Origin of the sequence: Rhodoferax sp. (assembly GCF_023700745.1) — a bacterium.
Lineage (GTDB): Bacteria > Pseudomonadota > Gammaproteobacteria > Burkholderiales > Burkholderiaceae_C > Rhodoferax.
Window position 1 is genome coordinate 45,228 of record NZ_JAMPYG010000016.1, and the last position, 23,437, is coordinate 68,664.

Consider the following 23,437-nt stretch of genomic DNA (forward strand, 5'->3'; position numbering starts at 1 on the left):
GGCATCAGCGTCTGGCTAAGACGTCCTCATAGAAATTCTTTATTAGGTAAGAAAAAATCAGTATTCCACCAAGAGGTAAAACGATGTAAACATAATGCATTGGTATTTCCAACGCCGAGCTGGCCTGATGAGAACCACGTGCTACAAATTTAAAACCACCAAAAATTAAGACGGCAGTGAAAATCATCATTGATAGATAACTCACTGAAATTAAAATTTTCTGTATGAAATTCGGGAGACTTTTTAAAATCAAATCTAAGCTAACGTGCTGTCTGTTTCGAACCGCCATGGCTGCACCTAAAAATGTCATCCAGACAAATATGTAACGCCCAGCTTCTTCGGACCACGAGAGTGAATTAGAGAATGCGTATCTTGCAATGACTTGAGAGAAAATAATGGTGACCATAGCCAACATCAGCAAGAAACATAGTGTTCTTAAAATATAGAAAAACCTTTTTTCCAATTTTTACCCCTTGACAAATAAAAACAATTGACACCATCTATGGTGTTCAAGATGGCGTCAATATTTTTTACTAATTACATTACTTGCCAGCTTCAATAATCTTGTTGTAAAGATCGATTCCATATTTCTCTGCAAACTGCTTGTGCACAGTACGAGCTTGTTTGGCCCATTCTGTGGTATCCGGCTTGGTCACTTTCATGCCTTTTGCCTGCAAGTCTTTGAGCAAGTTATCGGATTTTTCGAAAACAAGTTTGTTTTCATATTTTGTGGCTTCATCAGCAGCTTCCTTAATTGCTTTCTGCTGTTCAGAATTAAGTTTTAACCACGCTTTATTACTCATGGCAATGAGAACATACTCATATTTATGATTCGTCATGGCAATATATTTTTGGACTTCATATATTTTGCCAGCATGAATAAACGGAACTGGATTCTCTTGGGCCTCAATCACGTTTTGTTGCAATCCTGTATACACTTCACCCCATGCCATGGGGGTAGGATTGGTTCCCATGGCTTTCCAGGCAGCAATGATAGGTGGAATTTCAGGAACCCGAATCTTGAGCCCTTTGATGTCGCTCAAAGAGTTGATTGGTTTGTTGGTCGTCAATTGCCGGGGACCACGCTCCCAGAAAGCCAGTCCCCGTATATCGGAACTCTTCAACAACTTGTCAAGAAGTTGATCGCCGATCGGACCATACATAACCTTGCGCAAATGTGTCTCGTCTTTGAACAGATACGGCAATTCCATGATTTGAATTGAAGGCTCGAAATTTCCAAGAACACCTGCGATCAAAGCAAAATCGACAGAGCCGATTTGCATGCCTTCAGCCATGTCCCGATCGTTGCCAATCGTTGAGTTGGGAAATACCTTGACTTGTACTTCCCCCTTGGTTTTTGCATCAACCAGTTCAGCAAACTTAAGTGCGCCTAGTTGCCATAAATCTGATTCATTTTGTACGTGACCCAGTTTCATGACAATGGGTTTTTTAACGGGATCTGCCGCAAATGCAGTACAGGCGACTGCCATGCCAACGATTAAAGACAAAGCAAACTTTTTCATATTTTCTCCAGTAAGATTAGTTATTCAATATAAATCACCAAAAATTATCAAATGATTGATAATATCTTCTTATTATTAATCCCTGCTGCGCTACACGTTTCCTTTATGATTCAATTGAATCAAAGCTCAATCATGACTTTGACAACGTGTTCTTTTTTCTGACTTAATACGTCAAGGCCTTCCTGCGTATGTTCAAGATCCATGGTTTGAGTGATAAAGTCACTTAGATCGAGACCGTTGTTAATCATGTCTGCAGCTTCCTTGAAGTCTTTCGTTTCGTAGGTCATGGCACCATACATGGTGAGCTCATTGATAACAATCTGGTACGAATAGAATGGGATTTTTTCGGTAATCATGGCAATGATGCCAACTTCCCCACGTTTTCTGACACATGCAGTAGCTTGATCAACAATATTGTTGGCCCCCGCTGCAATGAGAGCCAGATCAGCTCCCCTGCCATGGGTTAGTTTTTTTACGACATCCACGATATCTGATTCAAGTGGATTGATGGCCAGCGTGGCACCATGTTTGAGTGCCATGTCACGGTTAAACTCAGCTGTATCGGTGCAAACAACTTGTTTGTAACCCATTTGTTTGGCAACTACCAAGGTGAGAAGTCCAATGGTTCCAGAACCCAGGATCACCAGGCAATCCTTCTCCTTGACCGTGGATTTTCTGAGTGCTCTTACAGCTACTGCAAGAGGCTCAATCATCGTGCCCATTTTGTAGCTCACCTCATCATTCAATTTATGAACGGTGATCTCAGGCGCATTGAAATACTCTACAAAAACGCCAATCCACTTTGCAGTTCCAGGAACAATCTTGGTGCTACATAAATTTACAAGACCTTGTTGGCAATATTCACATACGCCACAACCATATTGTGGTTCAACCGTAACACGATCTCCTATTTTTACGGTTTTAACATTTTTACCAATTTCAACAACATTTCCAGCAACCTCATGCCCCAGAATGGCCGGTGGTTTACGAAATGCATGTGTTCCTCTGAACAAATGAAGATCAGAACCGCAAACACCCACGGTCTTTACTTTAATCAATACTTCGTCATCTTTTATTTTTGGTTTATCTACTTCCTGAATTGAAACTTTTTCCAGATCTGTCACGAGTGCTGCTTTCATTACATATTTCTCCTGTATAAATTAAACGACGTTTCTTAAACTAAACACTTAATCAAAGTTTATAAATTTGTCTTGATGGGTTGCTAGTTACGTGCCCCATGCATTTTATTTTTGCAAAATTTAATGATTAGCCATATGTGCTATGTATTGCCGCGCAGTGCTTTTACAAAATAAGACTTGTCGCCCATTTGTCCACCTTTTAAAGCAATTTGCAAAGTGCTGAGATGAGCTTGTTTCGAGATGACCCGACACAGGGGGGCGCCAGGTGCAAGTCTGGCTTCGATCTCAAGGGCCTCAGGTGCCAGTACGCGGGTAATCTGGCTCGACGTGTCACCCCCGGACAACAACAGTCGTCGTACAGGCGTGGCCAGCAGGATCGCCTTGACGATCAGGCCAAGTCTCATGCCCAGCAAGCGACCGCCACCGTGTTTTGCGTCTTCTCTTGACTTGCCCAGTGACATCAGTGAGCTGATCATGGCTTCAATGCGCGGGTCCTGTGATCCACGCGCGGTATGTAACATGAGGCTTCTGCCTTGCTGGAGTTGTTCAAGAGCATCCGAAACCAACTTGGCTGCTGTCGACTCCCAGCGAAATTCATCAACGAGTGCGCAGGCATCAATCGGCATGTCGACGAAGCCGGCAGCAATAGCCTCATCAATTTGAAGCGCACTGAGCGAGGATGCACTGCCCGAGATGGCGAGAACACAGTCAACACCGGCAAAGGATTCGTATTTTGGTGTTGGCAGTGTATTTCGACTGCTTTCACGCCACCACTGCGTGAGTGCGTACTCAACGCCGGAGGAGCCGACCACGAAAGCTGTTCCCAATCGGCGCGCATGAGCGTCAAGCAGTCTGCCGACTTCTGTCATGTGCTCGTCAGTCAGTCCGTCAAAGAGCACTGCGTCGGGCTGCGCGCTGCGCAATGTTTCCAATTGCTCATCCATTCCGGCTCGATTTCTTGCGAAGTTCGTCACTGCAAACTTATCGATGGTCAGGCTGGTTTGACGACCAATAAATTGTGTCAGGTCGCTTTCGTCAATTGGTGTGACGGGATGCACGCTCATGATGGGGTGCTTGTCAATGCGATACGTTACCCCGTCAGTTCCCGATCTTGCGAACAGGTTTCCGAACAGGCAGTACCTGGCAAGTGCAGGTGTTCCCGCGACGATTGGAATAAACGCCGCACCGAAAATCGGGCGAGCAATTTCCATGACCCGCCCAATACTGCCTATGGACGGCGAGCTGTCAAACGTGGAACAGACCTTGTAGTGCACGATGGGAACCTTGAGGTCCGAAAGTGACTTGAAGATCGATGGAAGTGTTTCATCCATTTCTGAAGGCGACATGCCCCGGCTATCGCCAGCGATGCCAATGGCATCAAAACCCGTGAATTCCTGTATTGTTTCGGGTGTCGGGGCGTTAAGAAATAGCGCGCAGCGAAGGCCAGCAAAAGCAAGAACTTCCAACGCATCCGTGGAGCCTGTGAAGTCATCGCCATAAAAAGCGAGGCGAGGGGATTCGCGCATACAGATTTCCGTCATGATCAGGTGTGACTGAACTTGATGAGGGCTTTTTGGAGGGCTGGGTGCGTCTTGGCGTAGGCGTCAAGGCTGACGCCTGAAACCGCGGCTTCCCAGCCTTCGCGCATGCTCTGTACACCTGCCGCAATGCCATCCGGGTGGCCCAAGATACCGCCACCGGCCAGGTGCATCAGGTCAGTCGATTTGAGCTTGGCATAAAGATCAGGGGCCTGAGAGGCCCACTGACCCGACGAAAACACCGGCATCAGGGGCGTGACACCGGCAAATGGCGCCAGGCATGACCTTGCAGACGCGATGACAGAATCGTCTGATTCGCTGAATTTGCTACGGATGCCGTTGACGTGAAGATGATCGACACCAGCCAGCCGCCAAAGTTTCTGATAAGCGGCAAATGAAAACCCAAGTTGCGGATGACGCGAGAACGCGCCCCAGCCGTTTCTGTGGCCGTGAATTGGGAGCTCGGTGTATTGACGCAGATGTTCCACACCAGCGAAGCCAACCCAATTCGCGCTGACCATGACGCAGGTACCGCCTGCGGCAAGCACGGCATCGTGCCGACGCAGCATTTCGTCGATGCTGCCCGAGATATTAAAGGCGTACATTGGCATCCGCCCGAGTCGGTCGGCGTGCCGCTTCAATACAGGCATGACAGCCTGGAGTCGCTCGTTAAAAGGAGCATACGTCGGGTCGGCCAGCAGTTCGTCATCTTTAATGAAATCGATGTCTGCCGCGCACAAGGCATCGACCATCTCGGCGGTTTCTGCGGCTGAGAGGCCGATGCTCGGCTTGATGATGGTGCCAATTAATGGGCGGCCTTGGATACCCGCTTTTTGACGTGTGCCTTCAATCCCGAACTTTGGTCCGGGAAACTGATGGGCGTAGGTCGATGGCATGTCCAGATCGAGCAGCTTCAAACCTGTCATTTCACCCAATTCAAAGAGATTGCCAGCCACTGTGGCCAACAGGGCAGGCATGTTGGGACCTACGTTCGCGATTGGGAATGCGATTTCAATTTCAGCGCGATGAAACACCCCGGCTGGCCCGCGCCGCTCGACAAACGCGCTGCGCAGTGACGGCTCCAACACCGGTGGCAGCGTGTCAATGCGCGTTACGCGAGCGCGCGATCGATCTTTGAGCGCATCGGTTTCACCAGGCAAGGACATGAAGGTTCCACTCGATTGCTCGCCGGCAATAATTTCGGCCGCCTTCTCTACCGGCACGGAGCTTTCAATAAAGTAACGTGCCGTGAATTCGGGGCGGTCGGCCTTTTTGTTCTGCATTTTTGAAAATGTTGTGTGATATTAGTTAACTCAAGTGTTTGATAAGAAAAAATTATTTTCTCGATCTTTCGTTCACTTGTGTCGAATAATATGGCTCAGAACCCAACTTATCAATCGATATGAATTCTGTGATTTGTGCAAAAAACTCACAATACGCTAGGGAAAACCCTCGGCTCCCGGGACGGCTTAGACTGTGCGTGCATGTTGAACCAACTCACGCATCATGAAAATACCGAAACCCTCACTCAACGCGCTGCGGGCCTTCGAGGCAACGGCCCGGCTTCGCAGTTTTAGTGAAGCGGCCAATGAACTTTCAGTCACTCACGGGGCTGTCAGTCGGCATGTGCGGTCGCTTGAAGAGCTACTCGGCCTCCAGTTGCTTCATCGCAATGCGCATTCCACCCATACAACGCCGCAGGGCGCCCGACTTGCCGAAGGCTTGTCTTCGGCCTTCAATCTAATACAGACAAGCATCGAACAATTGATATCTGGCCCCATCACGCTTTCATGTTCGGAGTCGATCATGATGTACTGGTTGATCCCGCGAATTTCACGGTTTCGGCAAGCACATCCGATGGTGGATCTGCGCGTCAATATGAGTTCAAGTCTGGAGGATTTCGCGCGTGAAAACATCAGCGTGGCGATTCGCCTCTCGACCAAAGAGCTTCCTAAGGAGGCGTTGAAGATAGATGTCGTTGAAGAGTGGATTGGGCCGGTTTGTACAGCGGAATACATGCATTCGGCGCGCATTCAATCGGTCGAAGATTTAAGCCGAACACGTTTACTTGCGACCAGGACCAGGCCCTTGGCCTGGGCAGAATGGTTCCGCACATGCGGCCACGCCAACAACCGTATAAAAATTGCCGATTCCTTCGATCATTTCTATCTCATGATTCAGGCTGCAAAATGTGGCCTCGGGGTGGCGAATGTTCCAAGAATGCTGGTACGAGACGACCTCAACGCTGGCACGCTTGTCGCGCCGTTTGGGTTTGTGTCAGGACCCAACAAGGTTTCACTTTGGATCGCTGCGCATCAGAGCACCAGGCCCGAGACTATCGCACTTGAGGACTGGTTGATCGAAGAACTTCAAAAGGCAGAAAGAGGTCAAATGGATCTTCGGGCAGGGTGATCGCACCAGCTTTTCTTGGCGATCTGGGTAATCAACCCGTGGTCGGTGTTTCATTTGCAACACTCCTGCCGCCTACGCCGTGGTTGGGGTGTTGCATCGAACGGTTGAATCCGCCGTCTGCAAGCGTCATTCAAAACCGGCTTTGGCCATTGTTTTTGCGTTGGTCTGGCTATAGCATCACCACATCCCGCATGGCCACGCCGCTGGCCATGCGGTCAAAGCCGCGGTTGATGTCTTCCAGCGCCAGATGCTCACCCATCAGGCGGTCCACCGGCAGTTTGCCGCGTTGGTACAGGTCAATGTAGCGCGGGATGTCGCGGGCGGGCACGGCCGAGCCGATGTAGCTGCCGCGCAGCGTGCGCTCTTCCGCGACCAGTTGCACCGGGGGCAGCGCAAAGCGCTTGTCGGGGTGCGGCAGGCCCGCGCTGATGGTGCTGCCGCCGCGTCGGGTGATGCGCCAGGCCAGTTCCATGGCGGGTATCGCGCCCGCCATTTCAAACGCGCAGTCAACCCCGCCTTTGGTTAATTCGCGAACTTGCTCGGCGACATCGGGGTCGGCGGCGTTGATGGTGGCGGTAGCGCCGAGTTCACGCGCCAGCGCCAGCTTGGCTTCGTTCAGGTCCAGCGCCACCACCTGGCGTGCACCGCTGGCCACGGCCGCCAGTAGCGCGCTAAAACCCACGCCGCCCAGACCCAGCACAGCAGCGCTGGTGCCGGCCTGCAGGCGGGCGGTGTTGATGACGGCGCCCACGCCGGTCAGCACGGCGCAGCCAAACAGCGAGGCTTCGGCAAAGCTGAGTTCGGCGTCGAGCTTGACGCAGGAGCGGCGCGAGACCACGGCGTAATCGGCAAAGCAGGAAACGCCCACATGGTGGTTGACCGGCTGTCCGTCCAGGTGCAGGCGGCGTGCGCCCGACAGCAGCGTGCCGGCACCGTTGCTGGCTGCCCCTGGCTCACACAAGGCGGGCCGGCCTTCCATGCACGGCATGCAGCAGCCGCAACTGGGCATGAACACCAGCACCACCCGGTCACCGACTTTCAAGTCAGTGACGCCGGGGCCGCATTCGACCACTTCGCCGGCTGATTCATGGCCCAGCACCATCGGTACGGGTCGCGGCCGGTCGCCCGAGATGACCGACAGGTCGGAGTGGCACAAGCCGGCGGCGCGGATGCGGACCAGCACCTCGCCGTGGCCTGGCGGGTCGAGTTCGACATCGCGAATCCTGAGTGGCAGACTTTGGGCGTAGGGCGCGGACGCCCCAATGGTTTCCAGCACGGCGGCACGAATCTTCACAGCGTTCTCCTATGGCCAAGTCGGCACAGTTTAGGGCCTGTCTGCGTCGGGATGTGTTGGTATTTTTGTAACTCACCCTTTGGCGAAACCGTAGCCGGAAATGGTGTTGCAGCGAACGCTGATCAGGCTAAAGCCTTCGAAAAATCCGAAGCGCCAGTTCTGAAATCAGTGATTGCGCTGGCCCATCGCAAGAGCGACCATACCCCCACTGAAGCCGATAAACGCCCGCCTTTCACCATGACCCAAGACATCCGCACCCTCGACGCCGCCACGCTGACCCATCTGCAACGCTGGGTTGGGAAAACTGAAACCCTGAGCGATGACATCACGGCGACGCCGGTGCGTGCGCTCAGCGCCACGCTGGACCGGGACGACGCCCAGCCCGCACTTGGCACGGTGTTGGCACCGTTGTGGCACTGGCTGTATTTTTTGCCACAGCACCGGCAAAGTGAGATTGGCCCCGATGGCCATGCCCGGCGCGGCGGCTTCCTGCCGCCGGTGCCGCTGCCACGGCGCATGTGGGCCGGAGGCCGCCTGCAATGGCGACCTGAGAACCCGCTGGTGGTGGGCGATGCGGTCAAGCGCATCTCGCGTATCGCATCGGTCACGCACAAGGCCGGTCGCAGCGGCGACCTGCTGTTTGTGCTGGTGCAGCATGAGGTCCATAACGCGCAGGGCCTGGCCCTGACCGAAGAGCACGACATCGTCTACCGCGCCGCAGCGCAGGCCGGTGACCCGGTACCGCCGCCCATCGTCGCTGAAACAGACGCGCCCTGGCAGCGCGAGATCGTGCCCGATGCCGTGCTGCTGTTCCGCTACTCGGCGCTCACCTTCAACGGCCACCGTATCCACTATGACCGCCAATACGTGACCGAAGTCGAGGGCTATCCCGGCCTGATCGTGCACGGCCCGCTGATTGCCACGCTGTTGGTTGATCTGGTGCGCCGGCACGCGCCTGGGGCCTTCATCAAGTCATTCAATTTCAAGGCGGTACGCCCGACGTTTGACCTGCACCCGTTTCGGCTTAACGGTGAGCCGTCCGGCGACGGCAAAACCATCCGGCTCTGGGCGCAAGACCACGAGGGCTGGCTGACCATGCAGGGCAGCACTGAGCTCGCCTGACCGACTTTTACCGACAACCAACAAGAGACGCCATGATCAAGACCGCCCCCGATAAGTACCAGGACATCCGCGACGCCGTGCGTGCCCTGTGCGCCGAATTTCCTGACGAATACCATCGCAAGATTGACGAAAAGCGCGGCTACCCGGAGACATTTGTTGATGCCCTGACCCAGGCCGGCTGGCTGGCTGCGCTGATCCCGGCAGAGTATGGCGGCTCCGGCCTGGGCCTCGCCGAAGCCTCAGTGATCATGGAGGAGATCAACCGCAGCGGTGGCAATTCGGGTGCCTGCCACGGTCAGATGTACAACATGGGCACCCTGTTGCGCCATGGATCCAAGGCGCAGAAAGAGCTGTATCTGCCCAAAATTGCCAGTGGCCAATGGCGCCTGCAGTCCATGGGCGTGACCGAGCCCAGCACCGGCACCGACACCACCAAGATCAAAACCACGGCGGTCAAAAAGGGTGACCGCTATGTGGTCAACGGGCAGAAAGTCTGGATCTCGCGGGTGCAGCATTCCGACTGGATGATCCTGCTGGCGCGCACCACGCCGCTGGCCGATGTCAGGAAGAAGTCCGAGGGCATGTCGATCTTCATGGTCGATCTGCGCCAAGCCGAAAAGTCCGGGATGACGGTGCGCCCGATCCCCAATATGGTCAACCACGAGACCAACGAGCTGTTTTTCGAGAACCTCGAAATCCCGGCAGAAAATCTGATCGGCCAGGAAGGCCAGGGCTTCAAGTACATCCTGGACGGCCTCAACGCCGAGCGCACGCTGATCGCCGCCGAATGCATCGGCGACGGCTACTGGTTCCTCGACCGGGTCACCAAGTACGTGAACGAACGCGTGGTGTTCGGCCGCCCGATCGGGCAAAACCAGGGTGTGCAGTTTCCGATTGCCGACGCCTACATGGAAGTCGAAGCCGCCAACCTGATGCGCTACAAGGCCTGTGAACTGTTCGACGCCGGCCAGCCCTGCGGCGCCCAGGCCAACATGGCCAAGTACCTGGCGGCCAAGGCCAGCTGGGAAGCGGCCAACGCCTGCATCCAGTTTCATGGCGGCTTCGGTTTTGCCAACGAATACGACGTCGAGCGCAAGTTCCGCGAGACGCGCTTGTACCAGGTGGCGCCGATCTCGACCAACCTGATTTATTCCTACGTGGCCGAGCACATCCTGGGCCTGCCGCGCTCCTTCTGAAACCTTGCCAAAGGCCCCTATGACACGACCGCTTGACGGCATCACCGTCGTCTCCCTGGAACATGCCATCGCCGCACCGTTCTGCACCCGCCAGTTGGCCGACCTCGGCGCCCGCGTGATCAAGGTCGAGCGACCCGGCAGCGGGGATTTCGCCCGCGCCTACGACACCCGCGTCAAAGGCCAGGCCTCGCACTTTGTCTGGACCAACCGCTCCAAGGAAAGTCTGACGCTTGACCTCAAGCAGCCGGGCGCGTTGGCGGCGCTGATGCAACTGTTGGGTCGGGCCGACGTGCTGGTGCAAAACCTGGCCCCCGGCGCAGCCGCGCGCATGGGCCTGGCCTTCGATGCGCTGAAGCTTGCCCACCCGAAGCTGATTGTTTGCGACATCTCCGGTTATGGCGAGGACGGCCCCTACCGCGACAAAAAGGCCTATGACCTGCTGATCCAGAGCGAGGCGGGTTTTCTTTCGGTGACCGGCACGCCCGATGCGCCCAGCAAGGCCGGCAATTCGGTGGCCGACATTGCCGCCGGCATGTACGCCTACACCGGCGTGCTGTCGGCGCTGTTGTTGCGCGACAAGACCGGAGTCGGCTCACACATCGACGTGTCGATGCTCGAATCGCTGGCCGAGTGGATGGGCTACCCGCTGTATTACGCCTTTGACGGCGCGCCACCGCCACCGCGCACCGGTGCCGCGCACGCCAGCATCTATCCCTATGGTCCGTTCCAGGCCGGTGACGGCGGCACTGTGATGCTGGGGCTGCAGAACGAGCGCGAATGGAAGCTGTTTTGCGAGTTGGTGTTGCAGGACGCTGCGCTGGCCAGCGACCCACGCTTTGACAGCAACGCCAGCCGCAATGCGCACCGCGAGGCGCTCAGGGGCCTGATTTTGGCCGTCTTTGCCAAACTCAGCACTGAGCAGGTGCTGGCGCGGCTGGACCAAGCGCAAATTGCCAACGCCCGCATGAACGACATGGCCAGTTTGTGGGCGCACCCGCAACTCCAGGCGCGCCAGCGCTGGCAGCTTGTGCAGACACCGGCCGGCGACATTCCTGCACTGCTGCCGCCGGGGCGCAGCAACGCCTTTGACCCTCGTATGGACCCGATCCCGGCCGTGGGTCAGCACACCGAGGCCATTCTGCGCGAGTTGGGCCAGGACGAGGCTGCCATCGCCGCCCTGCGCACCTGCGGCGCGATTTGACCGCTTTTGAACAAGAAGACCGCCATGAATTCCCCTACCGCCCAACTCGCCGCCTTTGCTGCCAACCTGCGCTTTGCCGCCATTCCTGTCGCCGTGGTGCGCAAGACCGAGGACCTCCTGGTCGACTGGTTCGGCTCGGCTGTGGCTGGCCACGGCGCGCGGCCGGTGGACAGCATCACGCGCTTTGCACTCAGCATGGGGCCCCAAAACATTCCCGGCTGCGACACTTCCGCCGCCGGTCCGAGCGAGGTGATCGTCAGGCGCGGCCGCAGCAGCCCGTATCTGGCGGCCATGGCCAATGCCGCCGCCTCGCATGTGGCGGAACAGGACGACGTCCACAACGGCTCGGTGTTCCATCCGGCCACGGTGGTGTTTCCGGCCGCGCTGGCAGTGGCGCAAGCCATCGGCGCCAGTGGCCAGCAGTTGCTGACGGCGGCGGTAGCCGGTTACGAGGTTGGCATCCGGGTCGGCGAGTTTCTCGGCCGCTCACACTACAAGGTGTTTCACACCACCGGCACCGCCGGCACGCTGGCATCAGCCGCCGCGGTCGGCAATCTGCTCGGACTGGATGCGACGCAAATGCAGCACGCTTTTGGTTCTGCCGGTACCCAGTCAGCCGGCTTGTGGGAATTTTTGCGCACCGCGGCCGACAGCAAGCAACTGCACACCGCGCATGCGGCCGCCGCCGGCCTGATGGCAGCGTATCTGGCGCAGGACGGTTTTACCGGTGCGGCGCAGATTTTCGAGGGCCCACAGGGCATGGCGGCTGGCATGTCGAGCGACGCCGATCCGGCGCGGCTCACCCACGAGCTCGGCAGCCGATGGGCCACGGCCGAGACCTCGTTCAAGTACCACGCCTCCTGCCGTCACACCCACCCGGCGGCCGATGCCTTGCTGCAGGTGATGCAGCGGCACGGCTTGGCGCCCGATGATCTGGTGCGTGTGGTCACGCATGTGCACCAGGGGGCGATCGACGTGTTGGGACCGGTGGTCAACCCAAGCACCGTGCACCAGAGCAAATTCTCCATGGGCACGGTGCTGGCCCTGGTGGCGCGCTTTGGTCATGCCGGACTGGTGGAGTTTGAGCAGCATTTCAGCGACGACCTGACCCAGGCCCTGCGTGACCGCGTGACGATGGCGCTCGACGCCGAAGTGGACGGCGCCTACCCCCGGCGCTGGATCGGCAAGGTGACGGTACACACCCGCGATGGGCGTGTTTTGACGGGTCGGGTGGATGAGCCCAAGGGTGACCCTGGCAACACGCTGAGCCGCGATGAGATCACCGCCAAAGCCTTGCGCCTGGCCGCTTTCAGCGGCGCTGCCAGCGCTGACGAGATGCAGACGGCTGTGGACGCATTGTGGGCTGTGGCGCAATGGCCGCGCGTGGGCGACTTGCTGGAGCCGCCGGTATGAGCGCGCAGTCTGTGCTGGCGCTGGCGCGCTCGTTCCTGTTCGTGCCAGCCAACCGGCCCGACCGGTTTGCCAAGGCCCTGGCGGCGGGGGCGGATGCCGTCATCATTGATCTGGAGGACGCTGTTGCGGCGGACGATAAGGCGGCGGCACGTGATCAGCTGGCCGATGCATTCGATCGTTTTGCCGGGTCTGAGCGCGGGCGTTTGTTGGTGCGCATCAATGCCAGCGGTACGCCCTGGTTTGAAGAAGACCTCAAGCTGCTCCAGTTGTTCGGGTCGCAGGGTCTGGCCGGTGTGATGGTGCCGAAAGCCGAAACTATTTCCGATCTTCAGCGCGTTGCAGAGGCAGTGGGGCCGGACTGCGGCCTGCTGCCGCAGGTTGAGTCGGTCCTTGGGCTCGATGGCGTCAACGCGCTGGCGAAGGGACCGCAGGTGCAGCGCCTGACTTTCGGCAACCTGGATTTCCAGGCCGATGCTGGCCTGGCCTGTGATGCCGACGAAGCCGAGTTGATGCCGGTGCGCCTGGCATTGTTGCTGGCCTCGCGCCGCGCGGCGCTGTCGGCGCCCGTGGACGGCGTCACGCCCGGCACGCAGGACAGCGCTCAGTTGCAGGCCGATGTGGCGCGCAGCCGCCGCGGTGGTTTTGGCGGCAAGCTCTGTATTCACCCGGCGCAGGTGGGGCTGGTGAATGCCGCCTTTGCACCGGACGCCGCCGAACTGGCGTGGGCGCAACGCGTGATGGCGGCTTTTGCCGCGGCAGGTGAGGGCGTGTTCCGTCTCGATGGCCGAATGGTCGATGCGCCGGTGGTTCGGCTCGCGCAGCACACCCTGGCCCGTAGCAGGCCGCCTGCGCCAGGAGAACAGCCATGAGTGCGGCACTTGAACAGCTCAGGGCGTTCTGGGACCAGCGTTATGCAGCGCCCGGCTTTGTTTACGGCATTGAGCCCAACAGTTTTTTGATGGATCAGGTGCAGCATCTGCCCGCTGGTGGCCGTGTGCTGTGTCTGGCTGATGGTGAAGGGCGCAACGGTGTCTGGCTTGCAAGCCAGGGCTTTGATGTGACCTCGGTCGATGTGTCGCCGCAGGGCGTGGACAAGGCGCGTCGTCTGGCCGCCCATCATGGCGTGGCGCTCTGTGCGATGGTGGCGGACGTGACCCAGCTCGATCTGGGTCAGGACCGATGGGATGCGATTGTGTCCATCTTTTTGCACCTGCCGGCGCGCGCCCGCAGCGGTCTGCATCGCCGCGCCGTGCAGGCGCTCAAGCCCGCTGGGGTGTTCCTGTGGGAAGCCTATGGCCCGGGCCAATTACAGCTGGCAACTGGTGGACCGCGGGATGCCGCTCTGTTGCCGGTGCTGGACGAGGTGGCCCTTGATTTCTCCGACTGCCGCCTAATTCATGCATGGTCAGGCGCACGTTGGGTTGAAGAAGGAAGTCTGCATACCGGCCAAGGCGCCGTGACCCAACTGGTCGCCAGCAAAGCAGGAAAAATGCCAGTCTGATCCAGCCGTCTTGACGAATCCCGACGATGGCGTGCGACGACATTTTTTAACGCAAAAGAAATCGCTGAATGCCGTAGCTTGCCGTACGACTGCGCCCTTTGGCGTGTGCAGGGCCGCACTCGGATTGGCAGGACCAGTTTCGACCGCAATGCTGCCGAGCCTGCCGGATTTTGGTATAAGTTGACCTGGCCGAGCCGAGCGAAGATGATCGTTCACCCACCAACCAAACCAAACAGACCATTCCCATGAACGAAAAAACGCACATGCTCAAAGACACGGGCCTTAAAGTAACCGGGCCACGCCAAGCCATCCTGGCGCTGTTTCAAAACGCCCAGCAGCGGCATATGAGCGCTGAAGACGTGTACAAAATTCTGCTGGCCGACCACACCAACATTGGACTCGCCACGGTCTACCGCGTGCTGACGCAGTTTGAACAGGCGGGTATTCTGAGCCGCAGCAACTTTGAAAACGGCAAAGCTGTTTTTGAATTGAACGAGGGCCACCACCACGACCACATTGTCTGCATGGACTGTGGCCGGGTCGAGGAGTTTTATGACGCCGAGATTGAAGCGCGTCAGAAAAAAATTGCCAAGGCCCAGGGCTATGAGATTGAAGACCATTCACTGAGTCTTTATGCACGCTGCATCAAAAACCAGTGCCCATTCAAAAAATAAACCACCGCGATCATTAATAATGAGAATGATTCGTATTTGATATATACTTGTGTCATTCTTTCACTCGCGGAGTTTTTCCATGGTTCGAGCTTTTGGCAAATTTTCTCTGGCAATTCTGGGTTTGAGCATGGGCGTGGCCCAGGCGGCGGACCCTGTTCTGAATTTGTATTCGGCACGCCACTACCCCACTGATGAGGCGCTGTACAGCCAGTTCACGCAAGCCACGGGCATCAAGATCAACCGTGTTGACGCCGACGATGCCGGCATTCTGGCGCGTCTCAAGGCCGAGGGCAGCGCGTCCCCGGCGGATGTGATCTTGCTGGTCGACGCTTCGCGTTTGTGGCGCGCCGAAATTGATGGCTTGTTCCAGCCGGTCAAGTCCAAGGTGCTCGAAGACGCCATCCCTGCCAATTTGCGCGCCAAGGTGGCCGACAACGGTGGTACGCCCTGGTTTGGCCTGTCGACCCGCGCACGTGTGGTGGTCTACGACCCGGCCACGGTCAGGGCCGCGGACGTTGACAGCTACGAAAAACTCGCCGACCCCAAGCTCAAGGGCAAGCTGTGCATCCGCTCGGGCTCGCACCCCTACAACCTGAGCCTGTTTGGCGCCATGACCGAACACCTCGGTCCGGCCAAGACCGAAGTCTGGCTCAAGGGCTTGGTTGACAACATGGCGCGTTCGCCCAAAGGCGGTGACACCGACCAGATCAAGGGCGTTGCCTCGGGTGAATGCGGCGTGGCCGTGACCAACACCTATTACCTGGCGCGCCTGATGCGCTCCACCAAACCCGAAGACCAGGCGGTTGCCAGCAAAGTCAAGGTGGTGTTCCCGAACCAGACCAGCTGGGGCACCCACGTCAACATCGCCGGGGGTGCCGTGGCGCGCCACGCCAAAAACCAGGACAACGCCGTCAAATTCCTGGAATACCTGGTGAGCCCGTCAGCGCAAAAGCATTTTGCCGACGGCAACAACGAGTGGCCGGTGGCTAAGGGGGTGCAGTTTGACAACCCGGCTCTGCAAGCCATGTCGGGCGGCAGTTTCAAGCGTGAACTGGTGCCGATCAGTGCGGTCGGCATGAACCAGATCAAGGTGCAGCAAATGCTGGACCGGGTCGGCTTCAAGTAAGGCTCACGTAGACGTTCTGCACGTCGTCATTGTCATCAATGGCGGCCAGGAAGGCTTCCACTTCCGCCAGTTGTTCCGGGCTCAGGCTCGCCGGGTCAACCGGGTTCCTGGGCTTGTAGCCCAGTTTGGCCGACAGCACGTTGAAGCCCTGCGCTTGTAAGGCCCGGCTCACCAGGTCGAGGTCGGTGGGGTCGGTCAGGAACAGCGTGTTGCCGTCTTCCTCGCCCGGCTCGAAGTCCTGGGCGCCGGCCTCGATGGCGGCCAGTTCGGCATCGGCGTCCGGGCTGCTGGGCTCGGCCTCGATCATGCCCACATGGTCAAAGTCCCAGGCCACCGAGCCCGACGTACCCAACTGCCCTTTGCGAAACAGCACGCGCATCTCGGGTGCCGTGCGGTTGAGGTTATCGGTCAGGCATTCGACCATGACGGCCACCTGGTGGGGCGCGAAACCCTCGTAAATTACACGTTCAAAATTTACCACCTCGCCGGTCAGCCCTGCCCCTTTTTTGATGGCGCGGTCCAGCGTGTCCTTGGGCATGGAGACCTTGCGCGCCTGCTCCACCAGCAGCCGCAGCCGGGAGTTGGCGGCGGGGTCGGCGCCGCTGCGGGCCGCCAGCATGATGTCTTTGGACAATTTTCCAAAAATGCGACCTTTGGCGTTTGCCGCCAATTCCTTGCCTTTTGCTTTCCACTGCGCGCCCATGACTGAAATTCCTTGTGTGGCGCCCCAGGGCGCCGATGGTGATGTTTGAGAAGGGCCTAGGTTATACACCCAGACCGGGGTTCGGCACGCGCTGCGGCCGGATTCAGACGCAGCAGCGGCTGGCGGGCGTGACACAATTCAGCCCTGACCGCGTGGCCACGCCAAATGGCCATTGGCGCTCACTTTGACCGCAACAACCAAGGAACTCCATGCGCTTATTTGACTGGACCGAAAAGAGCCCTGACATCCTGCGACAAGGCGGCGTGATCGCCCCCGACGAGCGCCTGCCCTGGGCGCAAACCACCGTGATGGGCATGCAGCACGTGATTGCCATGTTTGGCGCCACGGTGCTGGCGCCGATCCTGATGGGGTTTGACCCCAACCTGGCGATTCTGATGAGCGGCATCGGCACGCTGATCTTTTTTGTCATCACCGGCGGCAAGGTACCCAGCTACCTGGGTTCGAGCTTTGCCTTCATTGGCGTGGTGATTGCCGCCACGGGTTACGCGGGCCAGGGCCTCAACGCCAACATGGGCGTGGCACTGGGCGGCATCATCGCCTGCGGTGCGCTGTACACCGTCATCGGCCTGCTGGTGCAGATGTCGGGCACCGGCTGGATCGAGAAATTGATGCCGCCGGTGGTGACCGGCTCGGTGGTGGCCGTGATCGGCCTGAACCTCGCCGGTGTGCCGATCAAGAACATGGCGGCCAACAACTTTGACAGCTGGATGCAGGCCGCTACCTTTGTTTGCGTGGCGCTGGTGGCAGTGTTTACCCGCGGCATGGTGCAGCGCCTGCTGATTCTGGTCGGCCTGCTGGTGGCCAGTCTTCTTTATGCCGTGCTGACCAACGGTCTGGGTCTGGGCAAGCCAATGGACCTGAGCAGCCTGTTCAACGCCGCCTGGCTGGGCATGCCCGGCTTTACCGCGCCGGTGTTTGACTCCAAGGCGATGCTGATGATTGCGCCGGTGGCCATCATCCTGGTGGCTGAAAACCTGGGCCACATCAAGGCGGTGACGGCCATGACCGGCAAAAACCTCGACGTCTACATGGGCCGTGCCTTCATCGGCGACGGCGTCGCCACCATGGTCAGCGGCAGTGCCGGCGGCACCGGCGTCACCACCTACGCCGAGAACATCGGCGTCATGGCGGCCACCAAGATTTATTCGACCGCCATGTTCCTGGTGGCGGCCTTGCTGGCTGTGGTGCTGGGCTTTAGCCCCAAGTTCGGTGCTGTGATTCAGACCATTCCACTGCCGGTGATGGGTGGCGTCAGCATCGTGGTGTTTGGCCTGATCGCGGTGGCAGGTGCGCGCATCTGGGTCGAAAACAAGGTGGACTTTTCTGACAACAAGAACCTGATCGTGGCCGCCATCACCCTCATCCTGGGTACCGGCGACTTCACCCTCAAGTTCGGCGACTTCGCGCTGGGTGGCATCGGTACCGCCACCTTTGGTGCGATTGTGCTGTATGCGTTGCTGAACCGCCGGTCGTCCAACTAATCAGTTGGGGTCGCTAATCAGTTGGGGTCAGAGCACGTCGTTGCGCGAGTGGTCTGATCCACAAAGTTTCAAGTAGTTTGCGAGTGGTCTGACCCGCAAGGAATCAGGCCAGCGCGGGCAGTTCCAGTACCGCCCGCAACCCGCCCAGGGGCGAATCGGCCAGCCTCACCTGGCCACCATACAGGCGGGCCAGATCGTCCACAATGGCCAGGCCCAGGCCCGATCCCGGCACCTGCTCGTCGGTCCGCACGCCGCGCTGCATCACGCGGTCGCGCTGGTCGGCAGCCAGCCCCGGACCATCGTCGTCGACGGTGATCACCAAGGTTCCGGCATGGCGCCGGGCCTGCACCTCGACGCGGTGGCTGGCCCATTTGCAGGCGTTGTCAATCAGGTTGCCGAGCATCTGCTGCAAATCCTGCGCTTCGCCGCGAAAGCCCAGCACCGCCGCAAATGGGCCGGCTGTGAGCGTCAACTGGCGCTCGGCATGAATGCGGTGCATCGCCCGGATCAGGCCATCCACCACCGGTTGCAATTCGGTCCTGGCACCGGGCAGGCGACTGCTGGCAGCGACTTGAGCACGGGTCAGGTGGTAGTCCACCTCCTGGCGTGCGATGGCGACCTGGTCGGTGACCAATTGCGCCAGCGTGGCCGTGGCGGGACCTTGCCGATGTGCGGCATCGGCGGCATTGGCCAGCACACTCAAGGGGGTCTTGAGCGCGTGGGCCAGGTTGCCGGCATGGGTGCGCGCGCGGGCCACCACTTCGGCGTTTTGTGCCAGCACCTTGTTGAAGTCCTCAATCAGCGGCATGATCTCTGCCGGAAACGCCCCTTCGAGTTGCTGCGTCTCGGCCTGACGCACTTTTGCCAGCGCGCTTCGCAGCGTGCGCAAGGGCGCCAGACCAACCCGCACCTGCACCACGGCGGCCAGCATCAGGCCTGCGGCGAGCACACCAAGCGCCAGCCACAACATGCCGTTGAAGCGCGCCACGGGTTCCAGCATCAAGTCTTGGTTGGCGGCGGTGATCAGGCGAAACGTCCGGGCTGGACCGTCCGGGCCTTGCGCGATGCGCAAACTGCGCTCGGCGACCTCCAGCATCTGGCCTTGCGGCCCCATGACCCGGTGTTGGTGCGTGGCGCCGTCGCTCAGGACGTCTGTGGGCAGGGTCAGCACATGGTCCCAGAGCGAGCGCGAACGCAGCTGGCCCACGGCCCCTGCTTGTGCGGGCGCGCCGCGGGCCAGCTGATCGATCTGCCAGTAGTAGCCCGAATAAGGCCGGGTCAGGCGCGGGTCACCGGGCAGCTGGGTGAGCTGCGGGCGGCCCTGTTCATCGCGCGTGAACTGGGCGCTCAGCTGGTCCAGCTGGCTGGCCAATTCGGCATGAAACTGGGCCGTGACATGCTGTCGAAACAGGGCGCCCAGGCCCCAGCCGGCCACCAGAATCGAGGCCGCAATCCAGCACAGGGTGCCCACCAGCAGTCGCACACGCAGCGAGTGGCGCAGCTGCAACAGGTTCATGACGGTGCGCCCAGGCGGTAGCCCAGGCCGCGTACGGTTTCAATCATGCCGGCGGGGAGCTTCTTGCGCAGCCGGGCAATGAAGACTTCGACCGTGTTGGAGTCACGGTCGAAATCTTGGGCATAAATATGCTCGACCAGCACGCTGCGCGACACCACCTCATTGCGGTGGTGCATCAGGTAGGCCAGCACGCGGTATTCGTGGCTGGTCAGGCCGAGCACCTGGCCCGCCAAGATGACGCGGCTGTGGCGAGTGTCCAGGCTCAGCGGGCCACAGACCAGCTCGGCGCTGGCATGGCCACCGGACCGGCGTATCAGCGCGCGCAGCCGTGCCAGCAGCTCTTCCATGTGAAAGGGTTTGCTGAGGTAGTCGTCGGCGCCGGCGTCGATGCCAGCCACTTTTTCATGCCAGCCATCGCGCGCGGTCAAAATCAACACCGGCATGTTACGCCCCGCCGCACGCCATTTGCGCAGCACCGAAATGCCGTCCATTTTGGGCAAGCCGAGGTCCAGCAGCACGGCGTCGTAGGGCTCGGTGTCGCCCATGAAGTGGGCGTCCACCCCGTTGTCGGCCAAGTCAACCGCATAACCCGCGGCGCGCGTTGCTTCGGCCAGCTGCGCCAGCAAGGTCGGTTCGTCTTCGACGATCAGGATGCGCATGCTTGGCCCTTGTGTGTTGCGATCATGTCAGTCCTTGACTTTGCGGCTGATCACGCTGCCAGTGCGTGCGTCGACTTCAAGCTTGACCAGTGCGCCGCCTGTGCGCAGCAGTTTGATCTCGTAGACCCAGCGCGCCACGCCGCCGTGTTTGTCAAGCTCCAGTTCCACATCAAGTACCTGGCCCGGGTTGTCGCGGCCAATGCGCTCCAGCACGGTGCCCAGCGGCAGCACCTCGCCGGCTTCCAGCGCCTGACGCGCCCGGTCATGGTCACTTTCGGCCCGGCTCATGCCGCTGACGCCGAGGATGGACGCCGCGCACAGCACAAGCCAGAGCCCGCGCCGTTGTGGCGCCCGGGTTCGGCGGAGACGATCTGAAAGCTGGTGTGGCATGGTGTTTTGCGCGGGTGGACCGGACACGGTGAAGTGGTCTTTTATACCCTGCCAAGCTGAACGCAGGATGAACAACGGATTCACCTTGCGTTCAGTGGACCCTGTGCATAGTCGCTCCACCCCAACCGTACAAGGAAGCGAACATGCACCCACATCCCACCATCACGCTGCTGACCGCGGCCCTGTTCTTCAGCCTGGCCGGTACCAGCACGGCCGCTCCCCGTGAAGAGCTGATGGCGCAATATGCCAGCGCCGCCAAGGCGGCCGACCCGACGTTTGCGGGCTTCACTGCTGCGCGCGGCAAGGCCCTTTTCCTGCAGGCCTTTACCGGTGGCAAGCCCGACACCCCCAGCTGCACCAGCTGCCATGGCCGCGACCCCCGCGCACCGGGGCGCACCCTGACCGGCAAGAGCATCGAGCCAGTGGCGGTGTCGGCTTCACCAACACGTTACACCGACCCCGTCAAGGTCGAGAAATGGTTCAAGCGCAACTGCACCGAAGTCATGGGCCGTGAATGCAGTGCCCGGGAAAAAGGTGACTGGTTGAGCTTCATGGCCAGTCAGTAATTTCATCATTAGCTTTCAAGGAGTTTCCTATGAACATCCCCTACCGTCCGCTGGCCCTGGGCCTGCTAGTGATTGGCTTTACCGCCCTGGTATTGGGCCGTGCCCAGGCCGGTGGCGGCCACTTCTATGCGCCGGTCACCGACGCCGTGGTCAAGGAAGAGTGCGGCAGCTGCCATCTGGCGTTTGCGCCGTCCATGCTGCCGGCCCGCTCCTGGACGCGCATGATGGCTGACCTGAAAAATCACTTTGGTGACGACGCCAGCGTGGACCCTGTGACCGCCAAAAAAATCACCGATTACCTCACGGCCCACGCCGCCGACCAGAACGGCACGCGCTACGGCAACAAGCTGCTGCGCGACGTCGCGCCAAGCCAGGCCCCGCTGCGCATCACCGAATTGCCCCGCTGGGTCAAGGAACACCGGGAAGTGACGCCAGCAGAGTGGAAGCAGAGCGCGGTGCGCAGCAAAGCCAATTGCGCAGCCTGCCATACCGGGGCTGAGCGCGGCTATTACGAGGACTGATCTTTGCCGTTTTTGAGGAAATCGCCATGAAAACCTTATTCGCCAGCCTGATCGCTTTGCTTGCCCTGGCCTGGGGCCAGGACATCGCCCAAACCCCGGCGGACCCGAATGTCCATGCGCTGTGGCACGCGCGCCAGCAGCTGCTTTACCTGAGCGGCCTGCTGTCGGTGGCGATGCTGTCGCTGGCCATGTTTTTGGCGACACGGCCGGTGTGGCTGGAAGCCCCTTTGGGCGGCATGGACCGTATTTACCGCAGCCACAAGTGGGCCGGGATTCTGGCGGTTGGCTTTGCTGCGCTGCACTGGCTGACCGAGATGTCCGACGACATCCTGAAAGCCACCATTGGCCGTCAGGGTCGCGTCCCCGAACAAGGGTTCAGCGGCTTGCTCGATGTGTTGCGTGACCTGGCCGAAGACATGGGCGAGTGGGCCATTTACGCGCTGCTGGCGATGTTGTTAATCACCCTGTGGAAGCGGTTTCCCTACCGGCCCTGGCGCTTTCTGCACCGTGCCATGCCGGTGCTGTATTTGATGCTGGCCTTTCATGCCGCACTGCTTGCGCCCACAAACTATTGGGCCCAGCCGGTTGGCGCCCTGCTGCTTGTGCTGCTGAGCGCAGGCGTTTACGGGGCGGTGCATACCCTGCTGGGCCGGATCGGCAAGGCCCGCGAAACCAGCGGTGAGATCGTGGCGGTGGAACAGCTGGCGCCCGACGTCACCACCGTGGTCTGTCGCCTGGGGCCCGCCTGGCGTGGTCACCGCCCGGGCCAGTTTGCCTTTGTCAGCTTTGACGACACAGAGGGGGCGCATCCGTTCACCATTGCCAGTGCCAATCAGGGCGACCACCTGGTGCGCTTTCAGATCAAGGCGCTGGGCGACTACACGCGCGGTCTGGCGCAGCGCCTGCAGCCGGGCCAGAGCGTGCGTGTGGAAGGGCCATACGGTCGCTTTGACATGGGTCGGCGCAAGCGCCGGGCCAGGCAGATCTGGATTGCCGGCGGCATTGGCGTCACACCTTTCCTGGCCTGGTTGGAGGCCATGCAGGCCACGCCAGACCAGGCCCCGGAGGCCGAGCTGCATTACTGCACCCGCGACCAGGCCAACGATGCCTTCGTGCCGCGCCTGCGGGCTTTGTGTGCGGCGCTGCCAGCAGTTCGGCTGCATGTTCATGGCGCGCGTCAGGGTGCCAAATTGACGGCCAGCGCATTGGGGGTGTCAAGCCATACGGAGATCTGGTTTTGCGGACCTACCGCCTTGGCCAACGCCTTGCGCCAAGGCCTGGCGGCGCTGGGTTGGCGCCCCCGCTTTCACCAGGAAGCCTTTGAGATGCGCTAGGAGCCCGGGCGGCAGAGCGTGCTGCGCAGGTAAAAGGAGGAGCCCGCAGGGCGGGGGACACGCAGCAGAACGCTCTGCCGACCGGGCTCCTGGTTGTTGACGGCGAC

Annotated in this window: 23 protein-coding genes; 13 read left to right on the forward strand and 10 right to left on the reverse strand. The window is 59.4% G+C overall.

Annotated elements, in window-relative coordinates; genetic code table 11:
• Positions 1-4: 4 nt before the first annotated feature.
• The 5 genes from NDJ10_RS12365 to NDJ10_RS12385 form a co-directional block, all read right to left on the reverse strand.
• Complete coding sequence (locus NDJ10_RS12365) at positions 5-415, reverse strand: TRAP transporter small permease (RefSeq protein ID WP_296162659.1); 411 nt, start codon at positions 413-415, stop codon at positions 5-7.
• A 127-nt stretch (positions 416-542) separates the two neighbouring features.
• Positions 543-1,523: a TRAP transporter substrate-binding protein gene (locus NDJ10_RS12370; RefSeq protein ID WP_296162662.1), complete on the reverse strand. Its 981-nt coding sequence runs from the start codon at positions 1,521-1,523 to the stop codon at positions 543-545.
• Positions 1,524-1,642: 119 nt separating this feature from the next.
• Complete coding sequence (locus NDJ10_RS12375) at positions 1,643-2,662, reverse strand: alcohol dehydrogenase catalytic domain-containing protein (protein WP_296162664.1); 1,020 nt, start codon at positions 2,660-2,662, stop codon at positions 1,643-1,645.
• A gap of 140 nt (positions 2,663-2,802) precedes the next feature.
• A complete protein-coding gene (locus NDJ10_RS12380; RefSeq protein WP_296162667.1) occupies positions 2,803-4,188 on the reverse strand; it encodes a four-carbon acid sugar kinase family protein in 1,386 nt (461 codons plus the stop codon).
• Between the two features lie 17 nt (positions 4,189-4,205).
• Positions 4,206-5,483 (reverse strand): ribulose-bisphosphate carboxylase large subunit family protein, encoded by a 1,278-nt coding sequence (locus NDJ10_RS12385; protein ID WP_296162669.1) that lies wholly within the window; start codon positions 5,481-5,483, stop codon positions 4,206-4,208.
• A gap of 223 nt (positions 5,484-5,706) precedes the next feature.
• Here NDJ10_RS12385 and NDJ10_RS12390 point away from each other — a divergent pair, with 223 nt between their 5' ends.
• Complete coding sequence (locus tag NDJ10_RS12390) at positions 5,707-6,612, forward strand: LysR substrate-binding domain-containing protein (protein WP_296162672.1); 906 nt, start codon at positions 5,707-5,709, stop codon at positions 6,610-6,612.
• A gap of 169 nt (positions 6,613-6,781) precedes the next feature.
• On the opposite strand, the gene NDJ10_RS12395 is transcribed toward NDJ10_RS12390, so the two are convergent.
• On the reverse strand, positions 6,782-7,906 hold the full coding sequence (locus tag NDJ10_RS12395) for a zinc-dependent alcohol dehydrogenase family protein (RefSeq protein ID WP_296162673.1): 1,125 nt from the start codon (positions 7,904-7,906) through the stop codon (positions 6,782-6,784).
• A gap of 237 nt (positions 7,907-8,143) precedes the next feature.
• Between NDJ10_RS12395 and NDJ10_RS12400 the strand changes: the two genes are divergently transcribed.
• The 8 genes from NDJ10_RS12400 (at position 8,144) to NDJ10_RS12435 (ending at position 16,139) form a co-directional block, all read left to right on the forward strand.
• On the forward strand, positions 8,144-9,028 hold the full coding sequence (locus tag NDJ10_RS12400; RefSeq protein ID WP_296162675.1) for a MaoC family dehydratase N-terminal domain-containing protein: 885 nt from the start codon (positions 8,144-8,146) through the stop codon (positions 9,026-9,028).
• Between the two features lie 32 nt (positions 9,029-9,060).
• Positions 9,061-10,224 carry an acyl-CoA dehydrogenase family protein gene (locus tag NDJ10_RS12405; protein WP_296162677.1) on the forward strand — a complete coding sequence of 388 codons (1,164 nt, stop codon included), beginning with the start codon at positions 9,061-9,063 and terminating at the stop codon, positions 10,222-10,224.
• Between the two features lie 19 nt (positions 10,225-10,243).
• Entirely contained in the window at positions 10,244-11,425 is a 1,182-nt protein-coding gene (locus tag NDJ10_RS12410) for a CaiB/BaiF CoA-transferase family protein (protein ID WP_296162682.1), read from the forward strand.
• Positions 11,426-11,449: 24 nt separating this feature from the next.
• Positions 11,450-12,838 (forward strand): MmgE/PrpD family protein, encoded by a 1,389-nt coding sequence (locus NDJ10_RS12415; protein ID WP_296162685.1) that lies wholly within the window; start codon positions 11,450-11,452, stop codon positions 12,836-12,838.
• Positions 12,835-13,707: a CoA ester lyase gene (locus NDJ10_RS12420; RefSeq protein ID WP_296162686.1), complete on the forward strand. Its 873-nt coding sequence runs from the start codon at positions 12,835-12,837 to the stop codon at positions 13,705-13,707. The genes NDJ10_RS12415 and NDJ10_RS12420 overlap by 4 nt, the downstream gene beginning before the upstream one ends.
• A complete protein-coding gene (locus tag NDJ10_RS12425) occupies positions 13,704-14,339 on the forward strand; it encodes a class I SAM-dependent methyltransferase (protein ID WP_296162688.1) in 636 nt (211 codons plus the stop codon). The genes NDJ10_RS12420 and NDJ10_RS12425 overlap by 4 nt, the downstream gene beginning before the upstream one ends.
• Before the next feature lie 245 nt (positions 14,340-14,584).
• Positions 14,585-15,013: a ferric iron uptake transcriptional regulator gene (gene fur, locus NDJ10_RS12430; RefSeq protein ID WP_296162690.1), complete on the forward strand. Its 429-nt coding sequence runs from the start codon at positions 14,585-14,587 to the stop codon at positions 15,011-15,013.
• Positions 15,014-15,140: 127 nt separating this feature from the next.
• Positions 15,141-16,139, forward strand: coding sequence for an extracellular solute-binding protein (locus NDJ10_RS12435; RefSeq protein ID WP_296162741.1), 999 nt, complete (start codon positions 15,141-15,143; stop codon positions 16,137-16,139).
• Here the strand turns inward: NDJ10_RS12435 and NDJ10_RS12440 are convergent.
• Positions 16,132-16,842 carry a YebC/PmpR family DNA-binding transcriptional regulator gene (locus NDJ10_RS12440; protein WP_296162692.1) on the reverse strand — a complete coding sequence of 237 codons (711 nt, stop codon included), beginning with the start codon at positions 16,840-16,842 and terminating at the stop codon, positions 16,132-16,134. The two genes, NDJ10_RS12435 and NDJ10_RS12440, sit on opposite strands and share 8 nt — an antisense overlap.
• 209 nt (positions 16,843-17,051) lie before the next feature.
• On the opposite strand from NDJ10_RS12440, the gene NDJ10_RS12445 reads away from it, so the two are divergent.
• Positions 17,052-18,344, forward strand: a complete 1,293-nt coding sequence (locus NDJ10_RS12445) for a solute carrier family 23 protein (protein ID WP_296162695.1) — start codon at positions 17,052-17,054, stop codon at positions 18,342-18,344.
• A gap of 103 nt (positions 18,345-18,447) precedes the next feature.
• Here NDJ10_RS12445 and NDJ10_RS12450 read toward each other — a convergent pair whose 3' ends face one another.
• Genes NDJ10_RS12450 through NDJ10_RS12460 form a run of 3 tightly spaced genes read right to left on the reverse strand, consistent with a single transcriptional unit; the run spans position 18,448 to position 20,909 of the window.
• Complete coding sequence (locus NDJ10_RS12450; protein WP_296162697.1) at positions 18,448-19,860, reverse strand: ATP-binding protein; 1,413 nt, start codon at positions 19,858-19,860, stop codon at positions 18,448-18,450.
• Complete coding sequence (locus NDJ10_RS12455; protein WP_296162699.1) at positions 19,857-20,519, reverse strand: response regulator transcription factor; 663 nt, start codon at positions 20,517-20,519, stop codon at positions 19,857-19,859. Before NDJ10_RS12455 ends, NDJ10_RS12450 begins: the two co-directional genes overlap by 4 nt.
• A gap of 27 nt (positions 20,520-20,546) precedes the next feature.
• A complete protein-coding gene (locus NDJ10_RS12460) occupies positions 20,547-20,909 on the reverse strand; it encodes a PepSY domain-containing protein (RefSeq protein ID WP_296162700.1) in 363 nt (120 codons plus the stop codon).
• Between the two features lie 143 nt (positions 20,910-21,052).
• On the opposite strand from NDJ10_RS12460, the gene NDJ10_RS12465 reads away from it, so the two are divergent.
• From NDJ10_RS12465 to NDJ10_RS12475, 3 genes are read left to right on the forward strand one after another with little or no spacing between them, the layout of a single operon-like run.
• Positions 21,053-21,475 carry a DUF1924 domain-containing protein gene (locus NDJ10_RS12465; RefSeq protein WP_296162702.1) on the forward strand — a complete coding sequence of 141 codons (423 nt, stop codon included), beginning with the start codon at positions 21,053-21,055 and terminating at the stop codon, positions 21,473-21,475.
• A 29-nt stretch (positions 21,476-21,504) separates the two neighbouring features.
• Complete coding sequence (locus NDJ10_RS12470; protein ID WP_296162705.1) at positions 21,505-21,996, forward strand: diheme cytochrome c; 492 nt, start codon at positions 21,505-21,507, stop codon at positions 21,994-21,996.
• Positions 21,997-22,022: 26 nt separating this feature from the next.
• Positions 22,023-23,330 carry a ferric reductase-like transmembrane domain-containing protein gene (locus NDJ10_RS12475; protein WP_296162707.1) on the forward strand — a complete coding sequence of 436 codons (1,308 nt, stop codon included), beginning with the start codon at positions 22,023-22,025 and terminating at the stop codon, positions 23,328-23,330.
• Positions 23,331-23,437: the final 107 nt, after the last annotated feature.

Excerpts from the sequence above, each read along its gene's own strand:
- fur (WP_296162690.1), top strand. The coding sequence starts at position 14,585 with ATGAACGAAAAAACGCACATGCTCAAAGACACGGGCCTTAAAGTAACC.
- NDJ10_RS12475 (WP_296162707.1), top strand. The coding sequence starts at position 22,023 with ATGAAAACCTTATTCGCCAGCCTGATCGCTTTGCTTGCCCTGGCCTGG.
- NDJ10_RS12385 (WP_296162669.1), bottom strand. The coding sequence starts at position 5,483 with ATGCAGAACAAAAAGGCCGACCGCCCCGAATTCACGGCACGTTACTTT.
- NDJ10_RS12390 (WP_296162672.1), top strand. The coding sequence starts at position 5,707 with ATGAAAATACCGAAACCCTCACTCAACGCGCTGCGGGCCTTCGAGGCA.
- NDJ10_RS12435 (WP_296162741.1), top strand. The coding sequence starts at position 15,141 with ATGGGCGTGGCCCAGGCGGCGGACCCTGTTCTGAATTTGTATTCGGCA.
- NDJ10_RS12440 (WP_296162692.1), bottom strand. The coding sequence starts at position 16,842 with ATGGGCGCGCAGTGGAAAGCAAAAGGCAAGGAATTGGCGGCAAACGCC.
- NDJ10_RS12445 (WP_296162695.1), top strand. The coding sequence starts at position 17,052 with ATGCGCTTATTTGACTGGACCGAAAAGAGCCCTGACATCCTGCGACAA.
- NDJ10_RS12405 (WP_296162677.1), top strand. The coding sequence starts at position 9,061 with ATGATCAAGACCGCCCCCGATAAGTACCAGGACATCCGCGACGCCGTG.
- NDJ10_RS12450 (WP_296162697.1), bottom strand. The coding sequence starts at position 19,860 with ATGAACCTGTTGCAGCTGCGCCACTCGCTGCGTGTGCGACTGCTGGTG.
- NDJ10_RS12380 (WP_296162667.1), bottom strand. The coding sequence starts at position 4,188 with ATGCGCGAATCCCCTCGCCTCGCTTTTTATGGCGATGACTTCACAGGC.
- NDJ10_RS12370 (WP_296162662.1), bottom strand. The coding sequence starts at position 1,523 with ATGAAAAAGTTTGCTTTGTCTTTAATCGTTGGCATGGCAGTCGCCTGT.
- NDJ10_RS12400 (WP_296162675.1), top strand. The coding sequence starts at position 8,144 with ATGACCCAAGACATCCGCACCCTCGACGCCGCCACGCTGACCCATCTG.
- NDJ10_RS12365 (WP_296162659.1), bottom strand. The coding sequence starts at position 415 with ATGTTGGCTATGGTCACCATTATTTTCTCTCAAGTCATTGCAAGATAC.
- NDJ10_RS12455 (WP_296162699.1), bottom strand. The coding sequence starts at position 20,519 with ATGCGCATCCTGATCGTCGAAGACGAACCGACCTTGCTGGCGCAGCTG.
- NDJ10_RS12375 (WP_296162664.1), bottom strand. The coding sequence starts at position 2,662 with ATGAAAGCAGCACTCGTGACAGATCTGGAAAAAGTTTCAATTCAGGAA.
- NDJ10_RS12420 (WP_296162686.1), top strand. The coding sequence starts at position 12,835 with ATGAGCGCGCAGTCTGTGCTGGCGCTGGCGCGCTCGTTCCTGTTCGTG.
- NDJ10_RS12465 (WP_296162702.1), top strand. The coding sequence starts at position 21,053 with ATGCACCCACATCCCACCATCACGCTGCTGACCGCGGCCCTGTTCTTC.
- NDJ10_RS12410 (WP_296162682.1), top strand. The coding sequence starts at position 10,244 with ATGACACGACCGCTTGACGGCATCACCGTCGTCTCCCTGGAACATGCC.
- NDJ10_RS12415 (WP_296162685.1), top strand. The coding sequence starts at position 11,450 with ATGAATTCCCCTACCGCCCAACTCGCCGCCTTTGCTGCCAACCTGCGC.
- NDJ10_RS12425 (WP_296162688.1), top strand. The coding sequence starts at position 13,704 with ATGAGTGCGGCACTTGAACAGCTCAGGGCGTTCTGGGACCAGCGTTAT.
- NDJ10_RS12460 (WP_296162700.1), bottom strand. The coding sequence starts at position 20,909 with ATGCCACACCAGCTTTCAGATCGTCTCCGCCGAACCCGGGCGCCACAA.
- NDJ10_RS12470 (WP_296162705.1), top strand. The coding sequence starts at position 21,505 with ATGAACATCCCCTACCGTCCGCTGGCCCTGGGCCTGCTAGTGATTGGC.